25 protein-coding genes and 2 other annotated features are annotated in these 23,065 nt (G+C 37.2%); of the genes, 23 read left to right on the plus strand and 2 right to left on the minus strand.

The window, feature by feature from the left end; translation table 11 throughout:
* Position 1: 1 nt before the first annotated feature.
* The 19 genes from H3R21_RS00280 to H3R21_RS00370 all read left to right on the plus strand — a co-directional run bounded on the left by H3R21_RS00280 (position 2) and on the right by H3R21_RS00370 (position 16,462).
* On the plus strand, positions 2-1,348 hold the full coding sequence (locus H3R21_RS00280; RefSeq protein WP_198182306.1) for a DnaD domain protein: 1,347 nt from the start codon (positions 2-4) through the stop codon (positions 1,346-1,348).
* Between the two features lie 8 nt (positions 1,349-1,356).
* Entirely contained in the window at positions 1,357-2,259 is a 903-nt protein-coding gene (gene dnaI, locus H3R21_RS00285; protein WP_198182307.1) for a primosomal protein DnaI, read from the plus strand.
* Between the two features lie 343 nt (positions 2,260-2,602).
* The gene (gene thrS, locus H3R21_RS00290; RefSeq protein WP_198182308.1) at positions 2,603-4,537 is read left to right on the plus strand and encodes a threonine--tRNA ligase; all 1,935 of its coding nucleotides are present in this window, start codon (positions 2,603-2,605) and stop codon (positions 4,535-4,537) included.
* Positions 4,538-4,738: 201 nt separating this feature from the next.
* Positions 4,739-5,476 (plus strand): amino acid ABC transporter ATP-binding protein, encoded by a 738-nt coding sequence (locus H3R21_RS00295; protein ID WP_046307278.1) that lies wholly within the window; start codon positions 4,739-4,741, stop codon positions 5,474-5,476.
* Positions 5,477-5,486: 10 nt separating this feature from the next.
* A complete protein-coding gene (locus H3R21_RS00300) occupies positions 5,487-6,308 on the plus strand; it encodes a transporter substrate-binding domain-containing protein (RefSeq protein ID WP_232352274.1) in 822 nt (273 codons plus the stop codon).
* Positions 6,305-6,943, plus strand: a complete 639-nt coding sequence (locus H3R21_RS00305) for an amino acid ABC transporter permease (protein ID WP_046307274.1) — start codon at positions 6,305-6,307, stop codon at positions 6,941-6,943. The genes H3R21_RS00300 and H3R21_RS00305 overlap by 4 nt, the downstream gene beginning before the upstream one ends.
* 13 nt (positions 6,944-6,956) lie before the next feature.
* Positions 6,957-7,613 (plus strand): amino acid ABC transporter permease, encoded by a 657-nt coding sequence (locus H3R21_RS00310; RefSeq protein ID WP_198182309.1) that lies wholly within the window; start codon positions 6,957-6,959, stop codon positions 7,611-7,613.
* A gap of 102 nt (positions 7,614-7,715) precedes the next feature.
* Positions 7,716-7,826 (plus strand) — a sequence feature (ribosomal protein L20 leader region).
* A 37-nt stretch (positions 7,827-7,863) separates the two neighbouring features.
* Positions 7,864-8,373: a translation initiation factor IF-3 gene (gene infC / locus H3R21_RS00315; protein WP_046307269.1), complete on the plus strand. Its 510-nt coding sequence runs from the start codon at positions 7,864-7,866 to the stop codon at positions 8,371-8,373.
* 26 nt (positions 8,374-8,399) lie between these two features.
* A complete protein-coding gene (rpmI, locus tag H3R21_RS00320; RefSeq protein ID WP_046307267.1) occupies positions 8,400-8,600 on the plus strand; it encodes a 50S ribosomal protein L35 in 201 nt (66 codons plus the stop codon).
* 36 nt (positions 8,601-8,636) lie between these two features.
* Complete coding sequence (gene rplT, locus H3R21_RS00325) at positions 8,637-8,993, plus strand: 50S ribosomal protein L20 (RefSeq protein ID WP_046307264.1); 357 nt, start codon at positions 8,637-8,639, stop codon at positions 8,991-8,993.
* A 106-nt stretch (positions 8,994-9,099) separates the two neighbouring features.
* Entirely contained in the window at positions 9,100-9,624 is a 525-nt protein-coding gene (locus tag H3R21_RS00330) for a YqeG family HAD IIIA-type phosphatase (RefSeq protein ID WP_198182310.1), read from the plus strand.
* Positions 9,617-10,732 carry a ribosome biogenesis GTPase YqeH gene (gene yqeH, locus H3R21_RS00335; RefSeq protein WP_198182311.1) on the plus strand — a complete coding sequence of 372 codons (1,116 nt, stop codon included), beginning with the start codon at positions 9,617-9,619 and terminating at the stop codon, positions 10,730-10,732. Before H3R21_RS00330 ends, yqeH begins: the two co-directional genes overlap by 8 nt.
* An 8-nt stretch (positions 10,733-10,740) precedes the next feature.
* A complete protein-coding gene (locus H3R21_RS00340; RefSeq protein WP_198182312.1) occupies positions 10,741-11,382 on the plus strand; it encodes a nicotinate-nucleotide adenylyltransferase in 642 nt (213 codons plus the stop codon).
* Entirely contained in the window at positions 11,375-11,974 is a 600-nt protein-coding gene (gene yqeK / locus H3R21_RS00345) for a bis(5'-nucleosyl)-tetraphosphatase (symmetrical) YqeK (RefSeq protein WP_198182313.1), read from the plus strand. Before H3R21_RS00340 ends, yqeK begins: the two co-directional genes overlap by 8 nt.
* Positions 11,975-11,983: 9 nt before the next feature.
* A complete protein-coding gene (gene rsfS / locus H3R21_RS00350; RefSeq protein WP_046307255.1) occupies positions 11,984-12,331 on the plus strand; it encodes a ribosome silencing factor in 348 nt (115 codons plus the stop codon).
* A 6-nt stretch (positions 12,332-12,337) separates the two neighbouring features.
* Entirely contained in the window at positions 12,338-13,492 is a 1,155-nt protein-coding gene (locus tag H3R21_RS00355; RefSeq protein WP_074425068.1) for a nucleotidyltransferase, read from the plus strand.
* Position 13,493: 1 nt separating this feature from the next.
* Positions 13,494-14,060, plus strand: coding sequence for a DUF177 domain-containing protein (locus H3R21_RS00360; protein ID WP_198182314.1), 567 nt, complete (start codon positions 13,494-13,496; stop codon positions 14,058-14,060).
* 142 nt (positions 14,061-14,202) lie between these two features.
* Positions 14,203-14,916, plus strand: a complete 714-nt coding sequence (locus H3R21_RS00365) for a response regulator transcription factor (protein ID WP_046307250.1) — start codon at positions 14,203-14,205, stop codon at positions 14,914-14,916.
* Positions 14,894-16,462, plus strand: coding sequence for a HAMP domain-containing histidine kinase (locus tag H3R21_RS00370; protein WP_082089552.1), 1,569 nt, complete (start codon positions 14,894-14,896; stop codon positions 16,460-16,462). Before H3R21_RS00365 ends, H3R21_RS00370 begins: the two co-directional genes overlap by 23 nt.
* A gap of 143 nt (positions 16,463-16,605) precedes the next feature.
* Here the strand turns inward: H3R21_RS00370 and yidC are convergent, their stop codons facing one another.
* Together yidC and H3R21_RS00380 are read right to left on the minus strand one after the other, a co-directional pair.
* Positions 16,606-17,577: a membrane protein insertase YidC gene (gene yidC, locus H3R21_RS00375; RefSeq protein ID WP_198182315.1), complete on the minus strand. Its 972-nt coding sequence runs from the start codon at positions 17,575-17,577 to the stop codon at positions 16,606-16,608.
* 36 nt (positions 17,578-17,613) lie between these two features.
* Positions 17,614-17,943 carry an acylphosphatase gene (locus tag H3R21_RS00380; protein WP_046307244.1) on the minus strand — a complete coding sequence of 110 codons (330 nt, stop codon included), beginning with the start codon at positions 17,941-17,943 and terminating at the stop codon, positions 17,614-17,616.
* Positions 17,944-18,046: 103 nt separating this feature from the next.
* On the opposite strand from H3R21_RS00380, the gene H3R21_RS00385 reads away from it, so the two are divergent.
* From H3R21_RS00385 to pheT, 4 genes are all read left to right on the plus strand, one after another.
* The gene (locus H3R21_RS00385) at positions 18,047-18,814 is read left to right on the plus strand and encodes an RNA methyltransferase (RefSeq protein WP_198182316.1); all 768 of its coding nucleotides are present in this window, start codon (positions 18,047-18,049) and stop codon (positions 18,812-18,814) included.
* Positions 18,815-18,890: 76 nt separating this feature from the next.
* A complete protein-coding gene (locus H3R21_RS00390) occupies positions 18,891-19,241 on the plus strand; it encodes a helix-turn-helix domain-containing protein (RefSeq protein WP_109715635.1) in 351 nt (116 codons plus the stop codon).
* Positions 19,242-19,289: 48 nt separating this feature from the next.
* Positions 19,290-19,498 (plus strand) — a binding site (T-box leader).
* Between the two features lie 39 nt (positions 19,499-19,537).
* The gene (gene pheS / locus H3R21_RS00395) at positions 19,538-20,587 is read left to right on the plus strand and encodes a phenylalanine--tRNA ligase subunit alpha (protein ID WP_198182317.1); all 1,050 of its coding nucleotides are present in this window, start codon (positions 19,538-19,540) and stop codon (positions 20,585-20,587) included.
* Positions 20,587-23,004 carry a phenylalanine--tRNA ligase subunit beta gene (gene pheT, locus H3R21_RS00400; RefSeq protein WP_198182318.1) on the plus strand — a complete coding sequence of 806 codons (2,418 nt, stop codon included), beginning with the start codon at positions 20,587-20,589 and terminating at the stop codon, positions 23,002-23,004. Before pheS ends, pheT begins: the two co-directional genes overlap by 1 nt.
* Positions 23,005-23,065: the final 61 nt, after the last annotated feature.

The raw sequence follows: 23,065 nt of genomic DNA on the forward strand, positions 1-23,065 counted from the left end.
AATGTTTGAGACAGATAATCCCAAACACCCCTTTTTTATTGCTAATCATATTGACCTATATCCAGCTGATCTTCGCATTTTAGTAAAGCTTTATCAGCCTTTAATTGGCTCTCTAGCTCTTTCCATGTACCTTAGTCTGAATGAAGATTATAATTCTGGTGCAATGCTATCTGATTCAACTGGCTTATACGCGTTACAAGAACAGCTTGATTGCAACCTTAAAAGTCTTTTTACTGCGTTGCATAAGCTTGAAGGTACTGGTTTGATTCAAACACGCATGATTGAAAATGAAATTATGGGTAAGGTACTAGTTTTTCAGCTAGCAAAGGTTCCAAGTAGTAATGAATTTTTTGCCACACCTCTTTTAGCCAGTTTGCTTAAAGAAAAAATTGGTATCAGCGCATTTCAAAAATTGAGTCATGTCTTTGCGCAAGAAGCTAGTCAGAACTTAAACCAACCTAATGGCTTAACAACTGCAACTGATGTTTCGGCCTCATTCATGGATGTCTTTCGCTTACCTGATCAAGAAGCAATTGAACCTTCAATTGAAGTGAAACAGGCTGCTCAAGAAAACCAGATTCCTAAACCTGTTCAGGCAAGTATCAAACAAGATGACAAGATTGACTGGGATTTTATGAAGCAGCAGTTTGAGATTTATCAGATTCCGGAGACAGAAATTGATCGCAACCGCGAAGCAATTCGGGCCGTTATGCGCACCTATGGTTTGTCCGAACAAGAATTTGTTGATGAGGCTTTATCGTGTTTACACGGTGACTATCAGCTTGATATGTCTTTAATCAAAAAAACAATCGCAAACAGTATTCATGCCCAAACAACACGTGATCAACTTAAAAGAGTCACGCGTGCTGAAGAAACCAGTCCTTCAAATACGCATTTTAGTGAACAAGAACAAAAACTTTTACAACTTGCTAAGAGTAAATCTCCAGCTCAGTTTTTATATTATCTAAAAACTGAGCGTCATGATTATGTTGATGCAAGCGAATATCATGTCCTTGACAGTTTATACAATGAAAAAGGGATACCAGCTGAATTGCTGAATCTTTTGACCTACGCTTGTCTAAAAAGCGCACCGAATATTTCCTATCGTTTAGCGAATAAAATCCTGCATGATTGGTTGCAGCACGGTGTGAAGACGGGTGAGCAAGCACTTGACTATATGAGTAAACGTGAGCAAAATAAAGGGAAATATCCTCGTTATAGTCAGGCGAAAAGGGTTGAAAAGGCAACGGACTGGAGCAAGAAAAAAGCTACAGTTAAATCAGACGTTTCTTCGGCAGATTTAAAGAACTTTTTCAAGAACTTTGAAGACCAAAATGGCATGAAGTAGGTGAATCTATGGAACCGATTAATAAATTTATTTCTGGAAAGAATCATCCAGCAGCTAAAAAAATTGATCCAGCTCAGATTAGGCAACAAGTTTTAGCTGAACCGGCTGTCAGTCAGTTCATTAGCGCTCATCAGGACAAAATAACGGATGAAATGATTGATAAGAGTATGTCTGCTCTTTTTGAATTTTATTTGTTTCAACAAAATAAAAAGGATCCAGTCACACAGGGTTTTAAACCGAAATTGATTCTAAATACTAATGCGATTGATATTACTTACGTTCCTGAAGACAGTAAGATTGAACATGATCGGGAAATTAGTGCCAGAAAGAATCTGCGTTTAATTGATCTGCCAACCAGTTTGCATGATATTAAACTCAGTCAAGTTGAGATAACGCCTGAAAGAAAGCAAGCAATGGCTGATATTAGTCAATTCTTGAGTGCGTACTCTAAGAATATTCATCAAAAAGGTCTATTTTTATCAGGTAGTTTTGGAGTAGGTAAAACTTTCATTCTTGCTGGCTTGGCAAATTCGCTTGCAATGATGAATAAGCGTGTTGTTTTCATGCATGTGCCTAATTTCATTGCCGGTCTTTCAAGTCATTTTAATGATAATAGCCTGCCGGAAGAGGTACAGCGAATTTCAAATTGTGATGTACTAATTTTGGATGATATTGGTGCTGAAAATCTCAGTCAGTGGTCTCGTGACGAAGTTTTAGCAGTAATCCTGCAATCCAGGATGGACAATCAATTGCCGACTTTCTTTTCTTCCAATTTCTCGATGAACGATTTGGAAGAACATTTTAAGGAGACTAAAAATGCAATAGATCCAGTTAAAGCTGCAAGACTAATGGAAAGAGTACGGACTTTGGCTAAAGAGGTCGTTGTTTCTGGTCCTAATAGACGACGCTAAATTAAAAAAAGGTTAAAGCAAAAGCACTTAACTAAAAAGTGCTTTTTGTGATTTTTATTAAAAAAGTTCTTGCAAAAAAATGTTAGATATGTATAATTATCTTAATTGAATGAACATGATGCAGCTCAAGTCAGAGAGAATCACATTATTCTGGAAGTGGTTCAATGTAGATGTACCCCACTCATTCAAACTTAAAAAGTAATTAAAATGGGTGAGTTCCATTATCAACTTAATTTGAGAAGTTAGATTTGTATGTCTGACTTGAAATTTGGGTGGAACCACGCTAATAACGTCCCAGTGCAGTGATGCACTGGGGCGTTTTTTTATATTTTCGGAGGTATAGATGAGTTTTTCAGTTATTTTGCCAGATGGATCAAAACGTGATTTTGATCAAGCAATTACAATTAGTGATTTGGCACATGGTATTTCAACATCACTAGGAAAAGCAGCACTTGCTGGTAAGGTAGATGGACAATTACAACCGGTTGGTTATCAACTCGATCGCGATGCTAATGTAGCAATTATTACTGATAAAGATGAAGAAGGCTTGAATGTCTTACGTGACACAGTAGCATTTGTTTTTGAAGCAGTTGCTAAAAAAGCATATCCAGAATTACGTTTTGGTGAACATGCTGCAGGCGAAGATGGCTTTTTTGTTGACACCGATAAGGAAAATCAAATTAAAGTCAATGAATTACCTGAACTTGAAAATGCTGTTAAGAAAGCAGTTAAAGCAGGCGAAAAAATTGAAAGTGTTGTTATGCCTAAGGCTGAATTGGAAGAAATCTTTAAAGATGATCCATTCAAGCTTGAGCTATTAAGTCAAGAAGCAGGCGATGAAGTTAAGGCATACAAGTTAGGTGACTTTGTTGACTTTGGGTTTGCCGCACTTTTACCAAACACTGGCAAAATTAAACAATTTAAGCTTTTATCTGTTGCTGGTGCATATTGGAAGGGCAAGTCATCCAATCCAATGCTGCAAAGAATCTCAGGTACAGCATTCTTTAAGAAAGCAGACTTGGATGCAGATATTAAACGCCGTGAAGATATTAAAGAACGTGATCACCGGACAATCGGACGTGATCTTGACTTATTCTTCGTTGATCCTAAAGTTGGTGCTGGCTTACCATACTGGATGCCAAAGGGTGCAACTATTCGCCGTGTTGTTGAACGCTACATTATTGATAAAGAAGTTGCCGATGGCTATCAACACGTATATACCCCAGTTTTGATGAATGTTGATGCATATAAGACTTCTGGACACTGGGCACACTATCGTGATGATATGTTCCCACCAATGGATATGGGTGATGGTGAAATGCTCGAATTACGGCCAATGAACTGTCCTTCACATATTCAAATTTACAAGCACCATATTCGTTCTTACCGTGAATTACCAATCAGAATCGCTGAATTAGGTATGATGCACCGGTATGAAAAATCAGGTGCCTTATCTGGATTGCAACGTGTTCGTGAAATGACTTTGAATGATGGTCACACTTTCGTTGCACTTGAGCAAGTTCAAGAAGAATTTACCAAGATTCTGAGACTAATCATGGAAGTATATAAGGACTTTGATATTACTGATTACTACTTCAGACTTTCATATCGTGATCCAAAGAACACTGAAAAATACTTTGCAAATGATGAAATGTGGGAAAGAAGTCAATCAATGCTTAAGAAGGCAATGGATGACATGGGACTTGAATATGTTGAAGCCGAAGGTGAAGCAGCCTTTTACGGTCCTAAACTTGATATTCAAACCAAGACTGCTTTAGGTGCGGATGAAACCATGTCAACCATTCAACTTGACTTCATGTTGCCAGAACGCTTCAACTTGTCATACGTTGGCCAAGATGGTGAAGAGCACCGTCCAGTTATGATTCACCGTGGAATTGTTGGAACAATGGAACGTTTCATTGCTTACTTAATTGAAATTTACAAGGGTGCGTTCCCAACTTGGTTAGCACCAGTACAAGTAGAAGTAATTCCAGTTAACCTTGATGCACACTCTGAATATGCGAAAAAGGTACGCGATGAACTTAACAAGCGCGGCTTCAGAGCTGAAGCAGATTTAAGAAATGAAAAATTGGGTTACAAGATTCGCGAGTCTCAAACCCAAAAGATTCCATATACCTTAGTTTTAGGTGATGAAGAAATGTCTTCTAACAGCGTTAACGTTCGTCGTTACGGAACTGAAGAAGAAATTGTAAAGAGTTTTGACGAATTTATTGCAGAAATTGATCAAGATGTTAAGTCATACTCAAGAAAAAAATAGGTAGTTAGAAATTGAAAAAGTATTTATCGATAAATCAAAGATTATAGGGTGACAACATAAACATTTAATTTTTAGTATACTGGAACTTTGCAAGTCGGGTAACAAACGTAGTGTTGACGGGGATGCACTTTTGATTTTTTAAATCAATTGATAAGAAAAGTATGATGTGTTTTTGTTGATCGAACACAAAGGAGCATTTATATGTCAATGATAGAATTCCACGACGTGCAAAAATATTATGGTAAATTTCACGCCTTACACGATATTAATTTAGAAATAGACAAAGGTGAAACGGTCGTTTTAATTGGTCCTTCGGGGTCAGGTAAGAGTACGCTAATTCGGACAGTAAATCGATTAGAATCGATTCAAGGTGGAAAGTTGATTGTTAATAATCAAGATTTATCCAATCCTAAAACGGATTCCAATCGTTTACGTCAAGATGTCGGGATGGTTTTCCAACACTTCAATCTTTATGCAAACAAAAATGTACTAGAAAACATTATGTTGGCACCAAGAATAGTTAGTCATATGCCTGAAGAGGAAAACAAAAAACAGGCGATGGAGCTATTAGACATGGTTGGTCTTGCAGATAAGGCACAAAACATGCCTGCGCAAATTTCTGGTGGACAGAAGCAGCGTGTTGCAATCGCTAGATCCTTGGCAATGAAACCTAAGTTGTTACTGTTTGATGAGCCAACTTCTGCACTTGATCCTGAAATGATTGATGATGTTTTGCAGGTTATAAAAAAGGTAACCTCTGCAAGCGAAATGACATCATTGATTGTTACGCATGAAATGGGTTTTGCTAAAGAAGTAGCTAATCGCGTGATTTTTATGGATCAAGGACATCTTGTTGAAGATGACGAAAGTATAGCCTTCTTTAAGCAGCCTAAGACAGTGCGTGCACAACAATTTTTGAGTAAAATCATTTCGCACTAAGGAGGTTGGCATGATGAAAAAAATTATCTGGCCAATTGCTCTATTATTCAGTGCATTAATGCTCACTGGTTGCGGAAAAAGCGTAACAGATCAATCCGCTTTAAAAAATGTCCGTTCATCTAACACAATTACATGGGCCGTCGAAGGTGACAAAAAGCTTTTCAGTCTAATTGATATTCGTGATGACCAGGAAAAGGGATTTGACATCGATATGGCTAAAGCCATTACTAGAGAGATTTTGGGGCCAAAGGGCCAAGCAAGATTTACTTTAGCAACATCACAATCAAGAATCCCACTTTTGAAAAATGGTAATGTTGATGCAGTAATTGCAACTTTAACGATTACGCCTGAGAGAGCCAAAATCATTAGTTTTTCTAAGCCATATTTTAGGGCTGGTAAATCATTGCTGGTTAATAAGGACTCTAATGTTAAAAGTGTTCGTGACCTAAATGGTAAAACTGTGATAGGAATTGTCGGTGACAACTCGGTCGAAGTAATTAAAAAAGTTGCTCCTAAAGCTAAAGTTGTTGCAATGCAAGATTACGGTCAAGCTGTTTCTGCCCTTAAATCACATCAAGGTGACGCCTTAACTAGTGATAATGGTATTTTGTATGGACTTGCTGCGCAAAGTGCGGGAAGTTTAGAAGTAAGAGGTGGCACTTTTACGAAAGAACCTTATGGTATTGCGGTTAACCAAAATCAGGAACCTTTTCATCGCGCAATTAATCGCGCAGTTGATAAAATACAACGCAGTGGTGAATATAATCGCTTAATTAAAAAGTGGTTTGGCCAAGTTCCCGGTTTCAACTATAAGGAGATGTATTACAAATGATCAACATATTAAATCACTTTAGTAACGAACTTTTTGTAGGTTTTGGCTGGACACTTTTAGCTAGTTTTTTAACCTTAGTTTTCAGTTTGATTTTCGGTATTTTAATTGCTTTGTTAGAAGTAATTCCTCATAAAGTTGCTAACAAAATTGGACGTGGTTATGTAGAAATTTTTCGTAATATTCCTCTGTTGATTATTGTGATGTTTTTCTACCTAATAGTTCCAAAGTATATTATTCAATTAAATGGTTTCACAGCAGGTACAATCGGATTGTTTCTCTATACTTCAGCTTTTATTGCTGAAATAATTCGTTCAGGTATTCAATCAGTATCTGGTGGTCAAATGGAAGGTGCTAGATCTACTGGCATGACTTATAAACAGGCAATGCAGTACATCATCTTGCCGCAAGCAATGAAGATTGTAATTCCACCATTAGGTAATCAGTTCGTTAACCTTATTAAGGATTCCTCAATTTTAGCCTTTGTAGCTGGCTTTGATTTAATGTATCAAGCCAATGCAATTGCATCCGTAACTTTTGACACAATGAATAGTTACTTCATTATTGGGGTCCTGTATTTAATCATCACGATGCCGTTAAGTTACTACATGCGGTACCTTGAAAAGAAATTAGCGTAGGGAGGCGACTGATATGCAAACATGGATAGATGCACTATCTTGGCTCAACTTTGGCTTCTTGCTTAAAGGTTTGGCCGTTACATTATATATTTCATTAGTATCGATTGTTTTAAGTTTTATTTTGGGTTCGGTATCAGGGATAATAAGATATTCAAAAATTAAATATATTTCAGCTGCGGTTGGATTTGTAATTGATCTGGTTCGTAACCTTCCTTTATTGTTAATTATTTTCTTTACTTATTTTGGAATGCCTAAAATTGGCTATCGACCTAGTGCAATCACTTCGGCAATCATTGCAATGACAATTTTTGAATCAAGCATGCTAGCTGAAATTGTTAGATCTGGTATACAGTCAGTTTCTGAGGGGCAAATGGAAGGGGCAAGATCGACGGGGATGAGTTTTGTCCAAGCATTGTGGCACATTATACTGCCACAAGCATACCGCCATATGATCCCAACGATTATTGGACAATTTGTCTCTTTAATTAAGGATACCTCTCTTGCCACAATTATCGTTGTTCCAGAATTGATGCAACATGCTCAAGTCATCTATGGTCAAAATGCTAATTACATTGTTCCAATGTTTGCAGCATTAACCTTGCTGTATTTTATTATTTGTTTTACACTTTCAATGGCAGGAAGCTATTTGCATAAGCACATGGCTAGTTAACAATTTTGATTTTTTGATAAAAGGTCTTTCCTCAAGACTAAGAACATTTTTAGACAGATTATATTGACTAATTGAATACTAACGCGTATAATCACATTAGTTGAGAACAAGAAGAAGCTCCCGCTTCTCGCCTATGTTAAGTTGACCTCTGGGCTAATCGATATTTTCTGTTGATTAAAGGCGGGTACGTTTTACCCGCCTTTTTCTTGTCCTCAAATTAACACGGAGGTGAAGAATTATACCAAAGAATTTGATATTAAACGATCAAATACGTGCTCGTGAAGTTCGTTTAATTAATGAAGATGGTGAACAAGTTGGTGTTGTAACAAAGACTGAGGCTTTACGCCAAGCCAGTGCTGCAAGTTTAGATTTAGTTCTAATTTCGCCTAATGCCAAGCCACCAGTTGCCCGCATTATGGATTACGGTAAATACCGCTTTGAACAACAAAAGAAGGTTAAGGAATCTCGTAAGAAATCTAAGACCGTCAGTGTCAAAGAAATTCGTTTGAGCCCAACAATTGAAGGCAATGATTTTAACACTAAATTAAAGCACGCTCAAAAATTCCTCACTAAAGAGGGAGCAAAAGTTCGTGTTTCAATTAGGTTCAGGGGTCGAGCTATTACTCATAAGGAATTAGGTCGCGAAGTATTGGAAAAGATGGCTGAAGCCACTTCGGATATTGCTACTGTAGTAAGTAAACCGAAAATGGAAGGTCGCTCAATGTTCTTAATGCTTGCTCCCAAGAGTGATAAAAAGTAAATTAGTTAATTTGGAGGAATTAGAAAATGCCTAAAATGAAAACCCACCGCGCTTCTGCAAAGCGTTTCAAGAGAACAGGTTCTGGTCAATTAAAACGTCATCACGCTTTTACTGGACACCGTTTCCACGGTAAAACAAAGAAGCAACGTCGTCATTTGAGAAAGGCTGCATTAGTTTCACGCAGCGACTTGAAGCGCATCAAACAGATGCTCTCTCAAATGCGTTAATTAATTGTAAGAGACGATATTTAGGAGGAATTTTAGATGCCAAGAGTTAAGGGTGGAACTGTTACACGTAAACGTCGTAAGAAGGTTATGAAGCTTGCCAAGGGTTACCGTGGCGCAAAGCATATGCAATTTAAGGCTGCAAGTACACAATTATTTGTATCTTACAGATATGCATTCCGTGACCGTAGAAGACGCAAGAGCGACTTTAGAAAATTATGGATTGCCAGAATCAATGCAGCTGCAAGACAGAATGATATTTCATATTCTAAGTTAATGCACGGCTTGAAAGTAGCTGGTGTTGACATTAACCGTAAGATGTTAGCTGATATTGCTTATAACGATTCAAAGACCTTTGCACAATTAGCTGAAACAGCTAAGAAGGCTTTAAATTAATTTAAAAATGGCGCATTGGCGCCATTTTTTTATGTCAAAAATTATCACTTTACTGAATTTTTTTGATATATTAGATGAGTGAAAACTTAAATAAAGGGGAAGTTGAATGTTATTCAGGCCACGTTATACAATTGATACGATTTATCATTTAGATACTGATGTGCTTCAACAAATGAATGTCAAAGCAGTTTTTTCAGATTTAGATAATACATTACTTGCATGGAATGAATTTGAGACTGCCAAAAAAATGGATGAGCTCAATCAACGTTTGGCTAAAGCTGGCATCAACTTGGTTGTAATTTCCAATAATAATGCAGAAAGAATCGGTAAGGTTCTAAACCCATATCAAATTGACTTCGTTGCGAAGTCAAGAAAGCCGCTTCCTTTTGCAATAACTAAAAAAAGAGAACAACTTGGTTTGGCAAAAGATCAGGTAATGATGGTTGGCGACCAGTTGATTACTGATATTCAGGCTGGAAATTTAGCCGGTGTAGAGTCAGTTTTGGTGAAACCATTGGTTGAAACGGATAAATGGAATACTCGCATTAATCGCTTCTTAGAAAAAATAATTTTTTTCTTTTTAGCAATTTCGCATAGAGTTACCTTTAAGGAGACATTAGAAAATGGATGATGAGTTAATTTGTATCGGTTGTGGAGCAAAGCTGCAATCAACTGATCCAGAAGAAGCAGGTTTTTTACCAGCGCAACGTTTGAAGAAAGCTATCGAAAATCAAGACGAAGATAATGATACATATTGCCAACGCTGTTTCCGCTTGCGTCATTATAATGAAATTATGCCTGTTAATGCGGATAACGATGACTTTTTAGCACTGCTAAATTCATTGGCAGAAAAAAAGGCGTTAATTGTTAACGTGGTTGATTTGTTTGATTTTACTAATTCATTATTATCTTCTCTTAAACGTTTTATCGGTGATAATGACTTCATTTTAGTAGGAAATAAATTTGATTTATTTCCGCTAAATTCTCGTCAAAGCAAAATTAAAGATTGGATGCGTCAAGAGGCTAATAGAGTTGGCCTATTTCCAAAGAAAATTTTTTTGGTTAGTGCAAAAAAACAAAAGAACTTAGAAACTTTAATTTCGTATTTAGATAAAGCTTCTAGAACAGAAGATGTATACTTTGTTGGCATGACTAATGTTGGAAAATCAACTTTGTTAAATGCAATTATTGACCAAATGGGTGACATTAAGAATCTGATTACAACTTCTCGTTTCCCTGGAACTACATTGGACAAAATTGAAATTCCGTTGGAAAATGGACACTTTTTAGTTGACACTCCAGGTATTATGACTGAAAATCAGTTGGCAACGCGGTTAAATGCTAGTGAATTAGCAGTTATTTCACCACAAAAGCCATTGAAACCTATGACATACCAATTAAAGCCAGGTAATACACTATTCTTGGGAGGACTTGGGAGAATAGACTTTATCAAGGGTGATCCGGCTAGCTTTACAGTATATGCGGCGCGTGGATTATACATTCATCGCACCAAGACTGAGAATGCTGATACTTTTTACGAAAAGCATGTTGGTGAATTATTGAATCCACCAGAAAAAGAAACAGATCTTCCCGAACTAAAAGGGCAAGAATTCCATACTTCAAGTAAAAGTGACTTGTTATTTGGTGGTATTGGTTTTGTGACAGTACCGGTAGATTGTTTGGTTAAGATTTATACTCCTGATAAAATTGGTTTAGGAATTAGACGCGCACTAATTTAGAGGCAAAAATGATCGCTATTGCTAAGGATTTAGGAAAAATTCCGTCAGTTGAAATTAAAGAAGAAAAAATAGAGCCTAAGAAGGGTAAACAAATTGGAATTTTAGGTGGAACATTTAATCCCGTTCACTCGGCTCATTTAATAGTAGGTGAACAGGTATATAATAAGCTTCATCTCGATGAAGTTTGGTTTATTCCAACTAATATTCCGCCTTTGAAGGATTCCCCAACTGTTTCACCGCAAGATCGTGCTAATATGTTAGAATTAGCAACTCAGGACAATCCTCATTTTCAGGTGAAGTTATTTGAACTCTATCGAGGTGGAGTTTCATATACAGTCGATACATTGCGATACCTACATGAAACTCAACCTGAAAATCATTACTACTTGATTATGGGCAGTGATCAGGTAAATAATTTCAACGAATGGAAAGAACCGACTAAAATTGCGCAAATGGCAACCTTGGTTGGAATTAAACGCGCGGGCTATCCCACTAAAGCAGAATTGCCAATGATCTGGGTCGATGTGCCAAGCTTAGATGTCAGTTCGACCTCAATACGTCAAACTATTGCAATGGGTGGCTCAATCAGGTATCTTGTACCTGACACAGTGAGAAACTATATACATAAAAAGGAACTATATCATGAGTGATTTATTTTTTAATGAAACGTACTCACCGCTATCTAGCGCTGAAATAGTTGCTAAAGAAAGAAGCAATATGGATCAAAAGCGTTTTACCCACTGTGTAGGAGTGAGTGAGACGGCTCGTAAGCTTGCTAAACTAAATGGTTATGATGAGGATAAAGCCGCACTTGCTGGTTTTATCCACGATTATGCCAAGCAAGTGCCAGTAGAAGAGTTTCAACAAGCAATTAAAACCCAGGGATTTGATCAGGATTTGCTTAATTGGGGTCCTGCAATCTGGCATGGAATAGTTGGTACTTACTTTATTGAACGTGATTTAAAAATTACTGATGCGGAAATATTAACCGCTGTTCGACGTCATACAACTGCAGATACAGAAATGACCACCTTAGATAAGATTGTTTATATGGCTGATTATATTGAGCCTGGACGGGATTTTGCAGGGGTTGAGCAAGCACGTAACGTTACCTATGCCAACTTAAATGAAGGTGTAGGTTATCAGCTTGCACATACGCTTGAATATTTAGTCCATAACAGAAGTAAAATTTATCCACGCACTTTAGAAGCATACAATGTGTGGAGTATCAATAAGCAATAAGGAGAAAAATTGACTAGTAAAGAAATTTTAGCTTTTACATTAAAAGCGATCAGCGACCGCCATGGTGAGGATACTGCTGCATATGACATGCAAGGATACAGTATTTTAGCTGATTATTACGTTGTTACCAGTGCGGGTTCTAATAGGCAGTTGCACGCAATTGCTAATACAATTATTGATGAGGCACATAAGGCTGACTTCTATGATTATCGAGTTGAAGGAAGTAGCGAATCAAATTGGCTGCTTTTAGATTTAGGTGATGTAGTCGTCAATGTCTTTACTGAAGAAGCCCGAGACTTTTATAATGTCGAAAAACTATGGGCAGACGGTAAAAAATTAGAGTTAGAGGAAGATTAGCTGCTAATGAGTGTTGTTGGGATCATTGCTGAATACAATCCCTTTCATAGTGGACACGAGTTTTTGATGAATCAGGCTCGCTATCTGGCAGGAGACAAAGATCCAATCGTGATTGTTATGTCAGGTAACTATGTTCAAAGGGGCGAAATGGCAATTATGGATAAGTGGTCGCGTGCTAGGGCTGCACTTGAAAGTGGTGCGGATTTAGTATTTGAACTACCATTTTCAACTGCGGTTCAACCAGCAGACCTCTTTTCGCTTGGAAGCATCGACCAATTAGTTAAAGTTGGTGTTACTGACTTAGTTTTTGGCGTTGAAGATGCAACCCAAAATTTTGCTTACTTAGGAAGCAAAATTGCAGAAATTCCACAAAGTCATATGGACTTTAATGATTATAGTCAGACATATTCAACACAGTATAATCAAATGGTTGCACGTGAAGTTGGGCATGAAGTTAATGAGCCTAATGCAATTTTGGCGTTGGCCTATGCTGTTGCAAATCACAATTTAGGTACACCTTTAGCACTACATCCAGTTAATCGAATTGGTGCTGGGCATGATGATTTGTTACAAAATAATGGTGTAGTTCAAAGTGCGAGTGCAATTCGCAATATTATTTTGCATAACAAAATAGATTCGGAATTAGAGCAATGGCTGCCCAAAAAAGAAGTTCAAATGCTTGATGCCCAAAGCGAGTATCCAAACTGGAATATATTGTTCCCATTTTTAAAGTATCGACTTGAATCTACTAGTGTAGAAGAACTACGTCAAATATATCAAATGAGTGAAGGCCTTGAATATAAAATGAAACAAGAGATTCACTTGGCCCATGACTTTACTGAGTTTTTACGTAGAATCAAGTCGAAACGGTATACCTATGCGCGTTTGAGAAGATTATGCTTGTATACTTTACTGAATGTAAGTCAAGACGATATGATTGAAAGCTTTAACCATGAGTCGTTGTTACTATTGGGTTATAGTAAGCTTGGGCGCAATTATTTGAAGCAAATTAGAAAAGATACTTCTGCCAATATTATTTCAAAGGTTGATCAGAACAATGCTAAGCATGGTTCATTGGGCTTACAGGTTCGCGTTGATCGTTTATTTGAACAAATAATGCAGAAGGATCAAAATTTTGGCCGTCGTCCGTTGGAGGTTTAGAATGCTATCAATTAACTTTTCACAAATCAAAAATAGTAATGAAGTTTTGACGAAGATTGATCAGGAAGTTCAAATGAGGCCAGAATTTTTTGACCGGAGCAAAAACTTAGTTGATCAAGTAAAAAAGGTGAAGTTAACTGGTTCACTTTTTTACAATGAACCATATGTAACTGGCGATTTTCATGTTAAGGCTTCCTTGGTTGTTCCGTCGAGTCGAAGTTTAGAACCTGTCGATTACCAACAGGACTTTCGGTTTACGGAAAACTATACTGATGAAGAAGTACCGAAGGAAAAGATTGATGAAAGTGAAATTCCAATCGTTAAGGTTGAAGATGACTTAATCGATTTGCAGACTGCAGTCGAAGATAATATTATTCTTAATATTCCAATCACAATTTTGACACCTGAAGAAGAAAAAGAAGATATCTATCCTCAAGGCAATGGCTGGTCTGTTATTTCAAAAAGTGATCATGACCAAGGAAAGAAAAATCAAGTTAATCCCGCATTTGCCAGGCTTAAATCCTTGCTTGAGCAGGATGAACATGATAAAAATAATAAGCAAAAATAAAAATAAGTAATGCAAAAACTTTGAGTTAGTCTTAACTCGGTTTTTTAATCTTGTTTTAAAACCTCTTTTAAAGTATGCTTATCTTAATTAAAAGGTTTTAACTTGATTTAGCATTTGATAGTTAATATAAAGGATGATAAAAATGGCAAAAATTTTAATTGTTGAAGATGAAAAGAACTTAGCTCGCTTTGTGGAGCTAGAATTAAAACATGAAAAATATGATACTGTTGTTGAGAGCAACGGTCGTAAAGCATTGGATTTGGCTTTGAAAGAAGACTTTGATGCTATTTTACTCGACCTAATGTTGCCTGACTTAAATGGTCTTGAAATTGCTCGTCGTGTTCGTCAAGTTAAGAGTACACCGATAATTATGATGACTGCACGTGATTCTGTAATTGATCGTGTTTCTGGTTTAGATCATGGTGCAGATGATTACATTGTTAAACCTTTTGCCATTGAAGAATTGTTAGCTCGTCTACGTGCCGTTTTACGTCGTGTCAAGATTGAAAAAGATGCGTCAGATGATACAGTTGAAAAGAAGGTAGTTAAGTTTAAGGACTTAACAATTGAAACTGCAAATAGAATTGTTCGTCGCGGGGATGGTAAAGCAGTTGACCTAACCAAACGTGAATACAACCTCTTGATGACTTTAATTAAGAACAAGAACAACGTTGTTAGCCGTGACCAACTACTTTCTAAGATTTGGGGACCAGGTTCAAACATTGAAACTAATGTTGTTGAAGTTTATGTTCGTTACTTGCGTAATAAGATTGACATCCCAGGTCAACAATCATATATCAAGACTGTTCGTGGTACCGGATATATGGTAAGAGATGAAGATGATGAAAAGAAGTAAAGTCAAAGGTAAAAAAGAGACTAAGCACTCATCGTTAATTGTACGCTGGGTCAGTATCGTTGCTTTAACGATCATGGTCTCTTTTATTGTATTTTCAGTTGTTATTTACTCTGTTGTTGGACAGCAATCGTTGGTGCAGCAGAAAAAAACTTCGACTGAAATGGTTGTTAAGCTAAATGAGAGCTTAAATAGAATCCCACATGAATTACAGATTTCCAATGTAGTTCCTGCTCTAACGCCATCAACCAGAAATGTTTTAGAAGGCAATCCGCCTATTACTAATGATGACCATCCTGGAAGTGCATTTAATGATGACCTCCTTTCATCACTAACGAATCCTGATTTGAGTGTTGTTGTTTATAACTTGGAAAAAGAAGACGTTTTTGATAACGGTGGACCAATCCCTAAGTTTAAGCATATTAAGGGTGATTATTCGATGGAGAGCGTCTATGTTAAGGGCCATCGGCGACAAATTATTACCTATCAGAAAGTTAGAGCAGCACATAGTGGCAAACTCACAGGCTACATTGTTGTTGCCAACAAGATGTCTTACTACAATGAATTGATGCACGATCTACTTAAATGGATGGTACGGATTTCCGCTATTGCAATTGTGGTCTTTATTTTGATCTCGTACATGATTGTGCGCGGCGTTGTTCGGCCAATCAAAGAAATGTCTAAAGTTGCCCGTGAAGTTAATGCAGATCCAAATAGTACTGCTCGAATAAGAAGTTTTCACCGAAATGATGAGCTGCAAGAACTTGCAGTTTCTCTGAATCAAATGCTTGATCGAATGCAGCGCTACATTGATCAACAAAAAGAATTCGTTGGTGACGTTTCACACGAGCTGCGTACACCAGTTGCGGTAATCGAAGGGCATTTGAACTTGTTAGAACGGTGGGGCAAAGATGATCCAGAAATTCTGGAGGAGTCAATCAATGCTTCATTACAAGAAGCTAAGAGAATGCAACATCTAATTCAAGAAATGCTCGACTTAACCCGTGCGGAACAAATCAATGTGCAGTATCCAAATGCCGTAACAATCGTTGCGGATGTTTTGAAGCGTGTCGCTGGAGATATGGGAATGGTCCATCAGGACTTTTCAATCGGTTTGGAAATGGATGATTTACCGCAGGATACTGAAATTCAAATTTACCAGGGACACTTGGAGCAGCTACTTGTCATTTTGGTTGATAATGGAATAAAGTATTCAACTACGCGAAAAGAAATTAATATTTCTGCTGGTCTGGCCCAAAATGACGTACACATTATCGTGCAAGACTTTGGTGAAGGTATCTCTAAAGAAGATCAAAGCAAGATTTTTAACCGTTTCTACCGTGTTGATAAAGCGAGAACACGTGAAAAGGGTGGTAATGGTTTAGGTCTGTCGATTGCACAAAAACTGGTTAACAGCTATCATGGTAAAATTAGTGTTGAATCAGTCGAAGGTCAGGGTAGTCAGTTCATTATTGAGTTCCCAGCCCTCACAAAGAAGCAGGCACAAACTTTGCGTGAACGTGCTCAAAGTCAAAAAGAAGCAGAGTAATAGAGGAATATATGAAACAGCAAAAGAAAAGCTTTTGCTGTTTTTGTTTTAGCTAAATTTAGGTAAGTAAAAAGGCTAATTCTATGTACTGGAATTAGCCTTTTAGGAGTTCTATATTATTTAGTAAAAATCTTAAGTGATCATTATTTATGATGCTTTTGTTGTTTACCTTTATTACGGTTGCGCAAGTTTTCGTGCAATTCCTTTTCTTTTTCAGAGACAGCTGAACCTGAAGTTTTTTGATTTAGTAATTCATCAATTTTTTCTTTCGTTACAATCGCCTTTATTGGTTCGTTCTTAAGGTGTTCATCAACGTCTTTTTTAACTTTTGGCATGATGATAAAAGTAACGATTAGTTGCTGAATGACCGAGAAGAAGTTTCCAGCAGCCCAGTATAGAGCAACTGAACCAGAAACGGATAAAGAAATAAACAAAGTCATGATTGGGTTCATCAACATCATTGATTGCATTTGTTTCTTTTGCTCTTTAGGGACACCGATAATTGACAGGTATCCTTGTATGAAAGCAAACAGTGTTGCAATGATGGTAACCGAAATGGATCGTTCACTAAGTGAGATACCAAAGAAAAACGAGTTTGCCAGTGGTTTGGAATACATTACGGCTTGATAAATTCCAATCATGATTGGAAACTGAATAATCAAAGGCAAGCAACCCATACCGCCTGTTAAGGAAATGTTGTTTTGCGAATAAAGTTCTCTTTGCCAGCCTGCCAAAGTCATTTGTTGGTCTTGAGTTAAATCTTTACGCTTCATTGCGTCCTGGATTAACAGCATTTGAGGCTGAACTCGCGTCATTTTTTCCTGTTGTGTAGTTGATTTCTTTTGTTGGCTTAGCATTAAAGGCAGAAGAACTATTCTAACAACTAACGTCATTAAAATGATTGCCCAACCTGCGCCATTTGCTCCACCAATCATGTGCGAAAACGACAACATGATATTTTGAAGTGGCTTCCCAATAAAGCGATAAATATTGCCATAGAAAAAGCCTGTAGGGGGCTTAGTAGCAGCATTACCATTTTGGGCACATGCTGTAACAGTTAGCATGACCGCAAAACAAAGAGCAATTAATCCAATATATTTACGAAATTTTTTCATTAAATTCACCAAGTTAGTTTTTTAAAAAGTCAACACCTAATATAATACATGAAAACCATGGAGTTTGGCTACATCTGTCAGTTTTTCTTTTTTTATTGTAGAAATACGTGCAGAAGGTGAAACATTACGAGGCAGTTCCTTGATAAATTGATTGACGCAATCAAGGTTAGTCTGTAAAGTAATGGTGACTGTGCTGTCGCTATTATTACATACGTTACCAGCAATATTCATCTGCTTGGCAAGGTTCATAACACTCCAGCGAAAGCCAACACCTTGGACAATACCAGAGGCAGTTAACTGCCACGTTTCAACTGGTGAGTCAGTCGTTTTTTCACTATTGTGGTTGTGATGATTAAATAAGCCCATAATGATTTTCCTTTCTAAAAGCATATCATCTTGATTTTACCATTTTCTTCATCGAATATTACAATTGTCAGGTACTAAATCTAAATAAAAAGAGGACAAATAAATGGAACAAATTACTTCGGTAAATAATCAACTTATTAAAAGTTTAGCTAAACTAAAGCAAAAAAAGTATCGTGAGCAAACCGGTACTTACATGATAGAAGGTTTTCACTTAATAGAAGAAGCACTTAAAGCAAAGCTAAGTTATGTTTATTTACTAGGAACAGAAGATGCTTTGGAACGCGCAGAAGAGGAATTAAATGTAGAATTAAGTGCCAAAAACGTTTTTTTGATAAATACAGCAATTACACGAAATTTAACTAGCACTAAAAATTCACAAAGTATTTTTATGGTTCTTAAGATGACTCAGCCGAAGAACTATTCATTTAACTTTGGTAAGTGGGTATTGCTTGATAATCTTTCTGATCCTGGCAATGTGGGTACAATTATCAGAACTGCCGACGCTGCCGGCTTTGATGGTGTTATTTTGTCACCTAAAAGTGCTGACCTATATAATCCTAAAACGCAGCGTGCAATGCAGGGTAGCCAGTTTCACCTTAATTTAATAGTTAAACCACTATCCGAAGTAATTAATGAATTGAAGTTAAATTCTATCCCTGTCTACGCTAGCTTATTAGACAAAAATGCGAAGCAATTACCAGAATTTGAGCATGTTGCTCAATTGGGGCTGGTAATTGGGAATGAAGCACACGGTGTAAGCGAAGAAGTTGCTAATATTTGTGATGAAAAGCTCTATATTCCGATTAAAGGTCAAGCAGAATCACTTAATGCTGCAGTTGCGGCTGGAATTATGATTTATTATTTTGCCTAGGTCTGGTACTTGTTTCTAGTAAGTGTTTTTTTTATAATAAATTCATGACATTGCTTTGCTGTAGGAGGAAAGTAGGATGGCTTCAAGTAGTAAAAACAAGGAAGGTACTGACTATATTGGCACAGACAACGAGATGTGCCAGCACTATATAAATGCATTTCAAATAATTGGTAAAAAGTGGAATGGCTTAATAATTAGTTCCCTCTGTGCCGGAAATTACATGCGCTTTAAAGACTTAACACGTTGTGTCAGAGCTTGTTCTGATCGTGTTTTGGTTGAACGTTTAAAAGAACTAGAAAAAGAAGGAATTGTTAAACGTTCAGTTGATAGTGATACTAAGATTATTTCTTATGGTTTAACGAGAAAGGGTGCAGATTTAAAGCCAGCTTTAGACAAAATACATGATTGGGCCGACAAGTGGGTCTAATTTTTAATAATTGCTTGCATGTTTTAGCAAAAAGAATTATTCTAATAGTTAATTACATGGAGTAAGACTAGTAGCAGTATTCGTTTATTGCAGAGAGACTTTTTTATTAGCTGAAAGAAAAGTCTAAATAGAGCTGTGAATTTCATCTTACTAGTAGGATTTAATCAATTCCGGTATTCACCGTTATCGAAGACTTGAGTGTAGACTACCTTTGTGAAGTCTAAACCAGGGTGGTACCGCGAAGCTTCGTCCCTTGATATTGGGGGATGAAGCTTTTTTGTTTGAAAGGAAAAATTATGGATTTGTTTGAGAAGCTACAAGAACTTCGCGACCAAGGATTATCAGAAATTGATAAGGCAAAAACCGAAGAAAAGCTAAACGATGTACGCGTTAAGTTAGTAGGTCGTAAAAGTGAATTAACTGAAATTTTGCATTCAATGAAAGATGTTGAACCTGAAAAAAGACGTGAGATTGGTCAAAAGGTCAACAAAGTGCGTGATCTGTTTAATCAAAAATTAGATTATGCCAAAAATGAAATTGTTGAAAAATTGGTTAAGGAACAACTGGAAAAGGAAGCAATTGACGTGACGCTTCCTGGACGTGAGGAGCATCTTGGCTCTAAGCACCCAATCAATATTATTTTGGATGACTTAGAAAAGTACTTTATTGGCATGGGTTTCAAGGTAGCACAGGGGCCTGAAATTGAAACTGATCACTACTGTTTTGAAATGATGAACTTACCAAAGGATCATCCAGCACGTGACATGCAGGAAACCTTTTATATTGATTCAGAGGATTTGCTTCGTTCGCAAACTTCAGGTGATCAAGCCCGTGAATTAGAGAAGCATGACTTTTCAAAAGGTCCACTTAAGATGGTCGGGCCTGGTAAGGTATATCGTCGTGATGATGATGATGCAACGCACTCACACCAATTTATGCAAATGGAAGGTTTAGTAGTTGATAAAAATATTACAATGGGCGATTTAAAAGGCACATTGGAGTTAATGGCTAAGCATGTTTTTGGTCAAGACCGCGAGACACGCCTACGTCCTAGTTACTTCCCATTTACTGAACCATCAGTTGAAATGGATGTTTCTTGTTTTAACTGCAATGGTAAAGGCTGCTCAATTTGTAAATATACCGGTTGGATTGAAGTTTTAGGTGCCGGAATGGTTCATCCTAATGTTTTGGAAAATGCAGGGGTTGATTCTAATGTTTATGGTGGTTTCGCCTTCGGCGTAGGATTAGACCGCTTTGCTATTCTTAAATATGGCATTGATGATATCCGTGACTTCTATACTAATGATGTTCGTTTCTTAGAACAATTCAGCAAGGAGGAAAGATAATGTTAGTTTCATATCAATGGTTACAAGATTTTCTTAAATTAGTTCAAGAGCCACATCAATTAGGCGAAAAAATCACCCGTACAGGAGTTGAAATTGCTGAAGTAAAGCATCCCGAAGAAGGACTTAAGAAAATTGTTATCGGTCACATTATCGACTGTGAGCCAATTGAAGGCACACACTTGAACCTAACTCATGTTGATGTTGGTGACGAAGAACCCCACCAAATCGTCTGTGGTGCTCCAAATGTTGCTGCAGGTGAGGACGTTGTAGTTGCATTGCCAGGTGCGCGTATTGCGGATAACGTTAAAATTAAAAAGGGTAAATTGCGTGGATACGAATCCAATGGCATGATTTGTGGCTTGCAAGAGATTGGTTTTGCCGACAATCTCGTTCCAGAAAAATACGCTGATGGTATTTTTGTCTTCCCTCAAGATGCTGATGTAAAACCTGGTCAGGATGCTTACGAACCTTTAGGAATGGATGACTATATTTTTGATTTTGATATCACACCTAACAGGGCAGATACATTATCAATGGAAGGTGCTGCTTATGAAGTAGGTGCAATCGTTGGTGAACCAGTTAAAATTGAAAATGTCACTTTAAAGGCAGACGGTGAATCTTGGACTGACAATTTCACTACCGAAGTTGACCCTAAGCTCGCACCAAAATTTAATTTACGTAAAATCAGTGGTGTAAAGGTGGCCGATAGCCCTCTTTGGATGCAAAAGAGACTTTGGAATGCTGGTATTAGACCGATTAATAATGTCGTTGATGTGACAAACTACATCATGCTTTTAACTGGTCAACCAATGCACACTTATGACGCTCGTGCATTTGAAACTAACAAGTTAGTAGTAAGAAAAGCAAATCAAGGTGAAAAGTTAACTCTTCTAAATGACAAAGAGATTGACCTTGATGAAAATGATATCGTTATTACTAATGGTGAACGTGTTGTCATGATGGCCGGTGTTATGGGTGGCCTTAATTCAGAAATTGAGGATGACACAACCGATGTTATTTTGGAATCAGCAATTTTTGATCCAACTCTAATTCGTAAAGCAGCTTTACGTCATGCTAATAGAACTGAAGCTTCAAGTCGTTATGAAAAAGGTGTTAACTGGGATGCTACTGAACGTGCGCTCGACATGGCAGCTTTACTTCTTCGTAACAATGCTTCGGGTACAATTGATGAAGGCGTGATTACTGTCACCGATGAAAAGCGTCAACCTGACATTATTCACACTACTGTTTCTTATTTAAATAAAGTGCTGGGAACAGAAATTTCGAATGATGAAGTAGGTCATATTTTCGATCGACTTAACTTTGAATACGAACTTGATGGTGATAATCTAACAGTCAATGTACCTGCAAGAAGATGGGACGTTTCTATTCCAGCAGATTTGGTTGAGGAAGTTGGTCGGCTTTATGGTTATGACAAGATTAAATCAACTCAACCAGTTTTAGCGGAAACACATGGGGGTTATTCTGAAACAGAGGAAGCAATTAGGAGAATTAAAGCAATTGTTCAAGGTCAAGGACTAATTGAGGCAATTTCATATTCACTGACTTCCCCTGAAAAGGCTGTTTCATACACTCACAATCCCCAAAAATTAGTTCAAGTACAAATGCCATTAAATTCAAGTCGTTCAACTTTACGTCAAAACTTAATGACTGGACTAGTTGATGCAGCAAGTTATAATATGGCACGTAAACAAAATCAGCTTGCACTTTTTGAACAGGGACGAGTATATGATTTTGAAAACGACACATATAATGAGCACGAGCATTTAGCAACGCTATATTCTGGGAATGTCTATTTTGATAACTGGCAACATGAAAAAGAACAAATCGACTTCTTCTATGTCAAAGGACAATTAACCAACTTGTTTAAAGCCATTGGTGTTAATTTAAGTAAAGTTGAGTATAAAGCAGAAGAAATCGAAGGAATGCATCCAACAAGAACAGCTGGTATTTATATCGATGGTCAATACGTTGGAATGATTGGAATGATTAGTCATGCTATAACCAGAGCAAGCAAGGCATTAAACGGCAGTGAGATTTACGGCTATGAAATCGATCTTGATACTTTAGTTCCAATGATTATTAGTCCTAAGACTGTTTCTAAAAATGCACCTAAGTTCCCTGCAATTGAGCGTGACCTATCAATCTTGGTTGAAGAAAGTGTCTCTAATCAAGCCATTGAAAATGTCATCAACGATAATGGTGGCAAGTTCTTAGTTAATTTACGTGTTATTGATGTATATCAAGGTGCTCATATTGATGAAAATAAGAAGAGTCTGGCTTACCGTCTTACTTTCCTTAATGAACAAGACACCTTGACTGATGAAGTAGTTAACAAAGCGATGGCTGCGATTGATGCAGAACTGAAGGAGCAACTTGGTGCTGAAATTCGGTAAAGGTTGACTTTAGAAGTAGAAATCAATATCATAAACCAGTGCAAATAGAATTTTAACTTTA

This window comes from Lactobacillus sp. W8172 (genome assembly GCF_016102055.1).
GTDB lineage: Bacteria > Bacillota > Bacilli > Lactobacillales > Lactobacillaceae > Lactobacillus > Lactobacillus apis_A.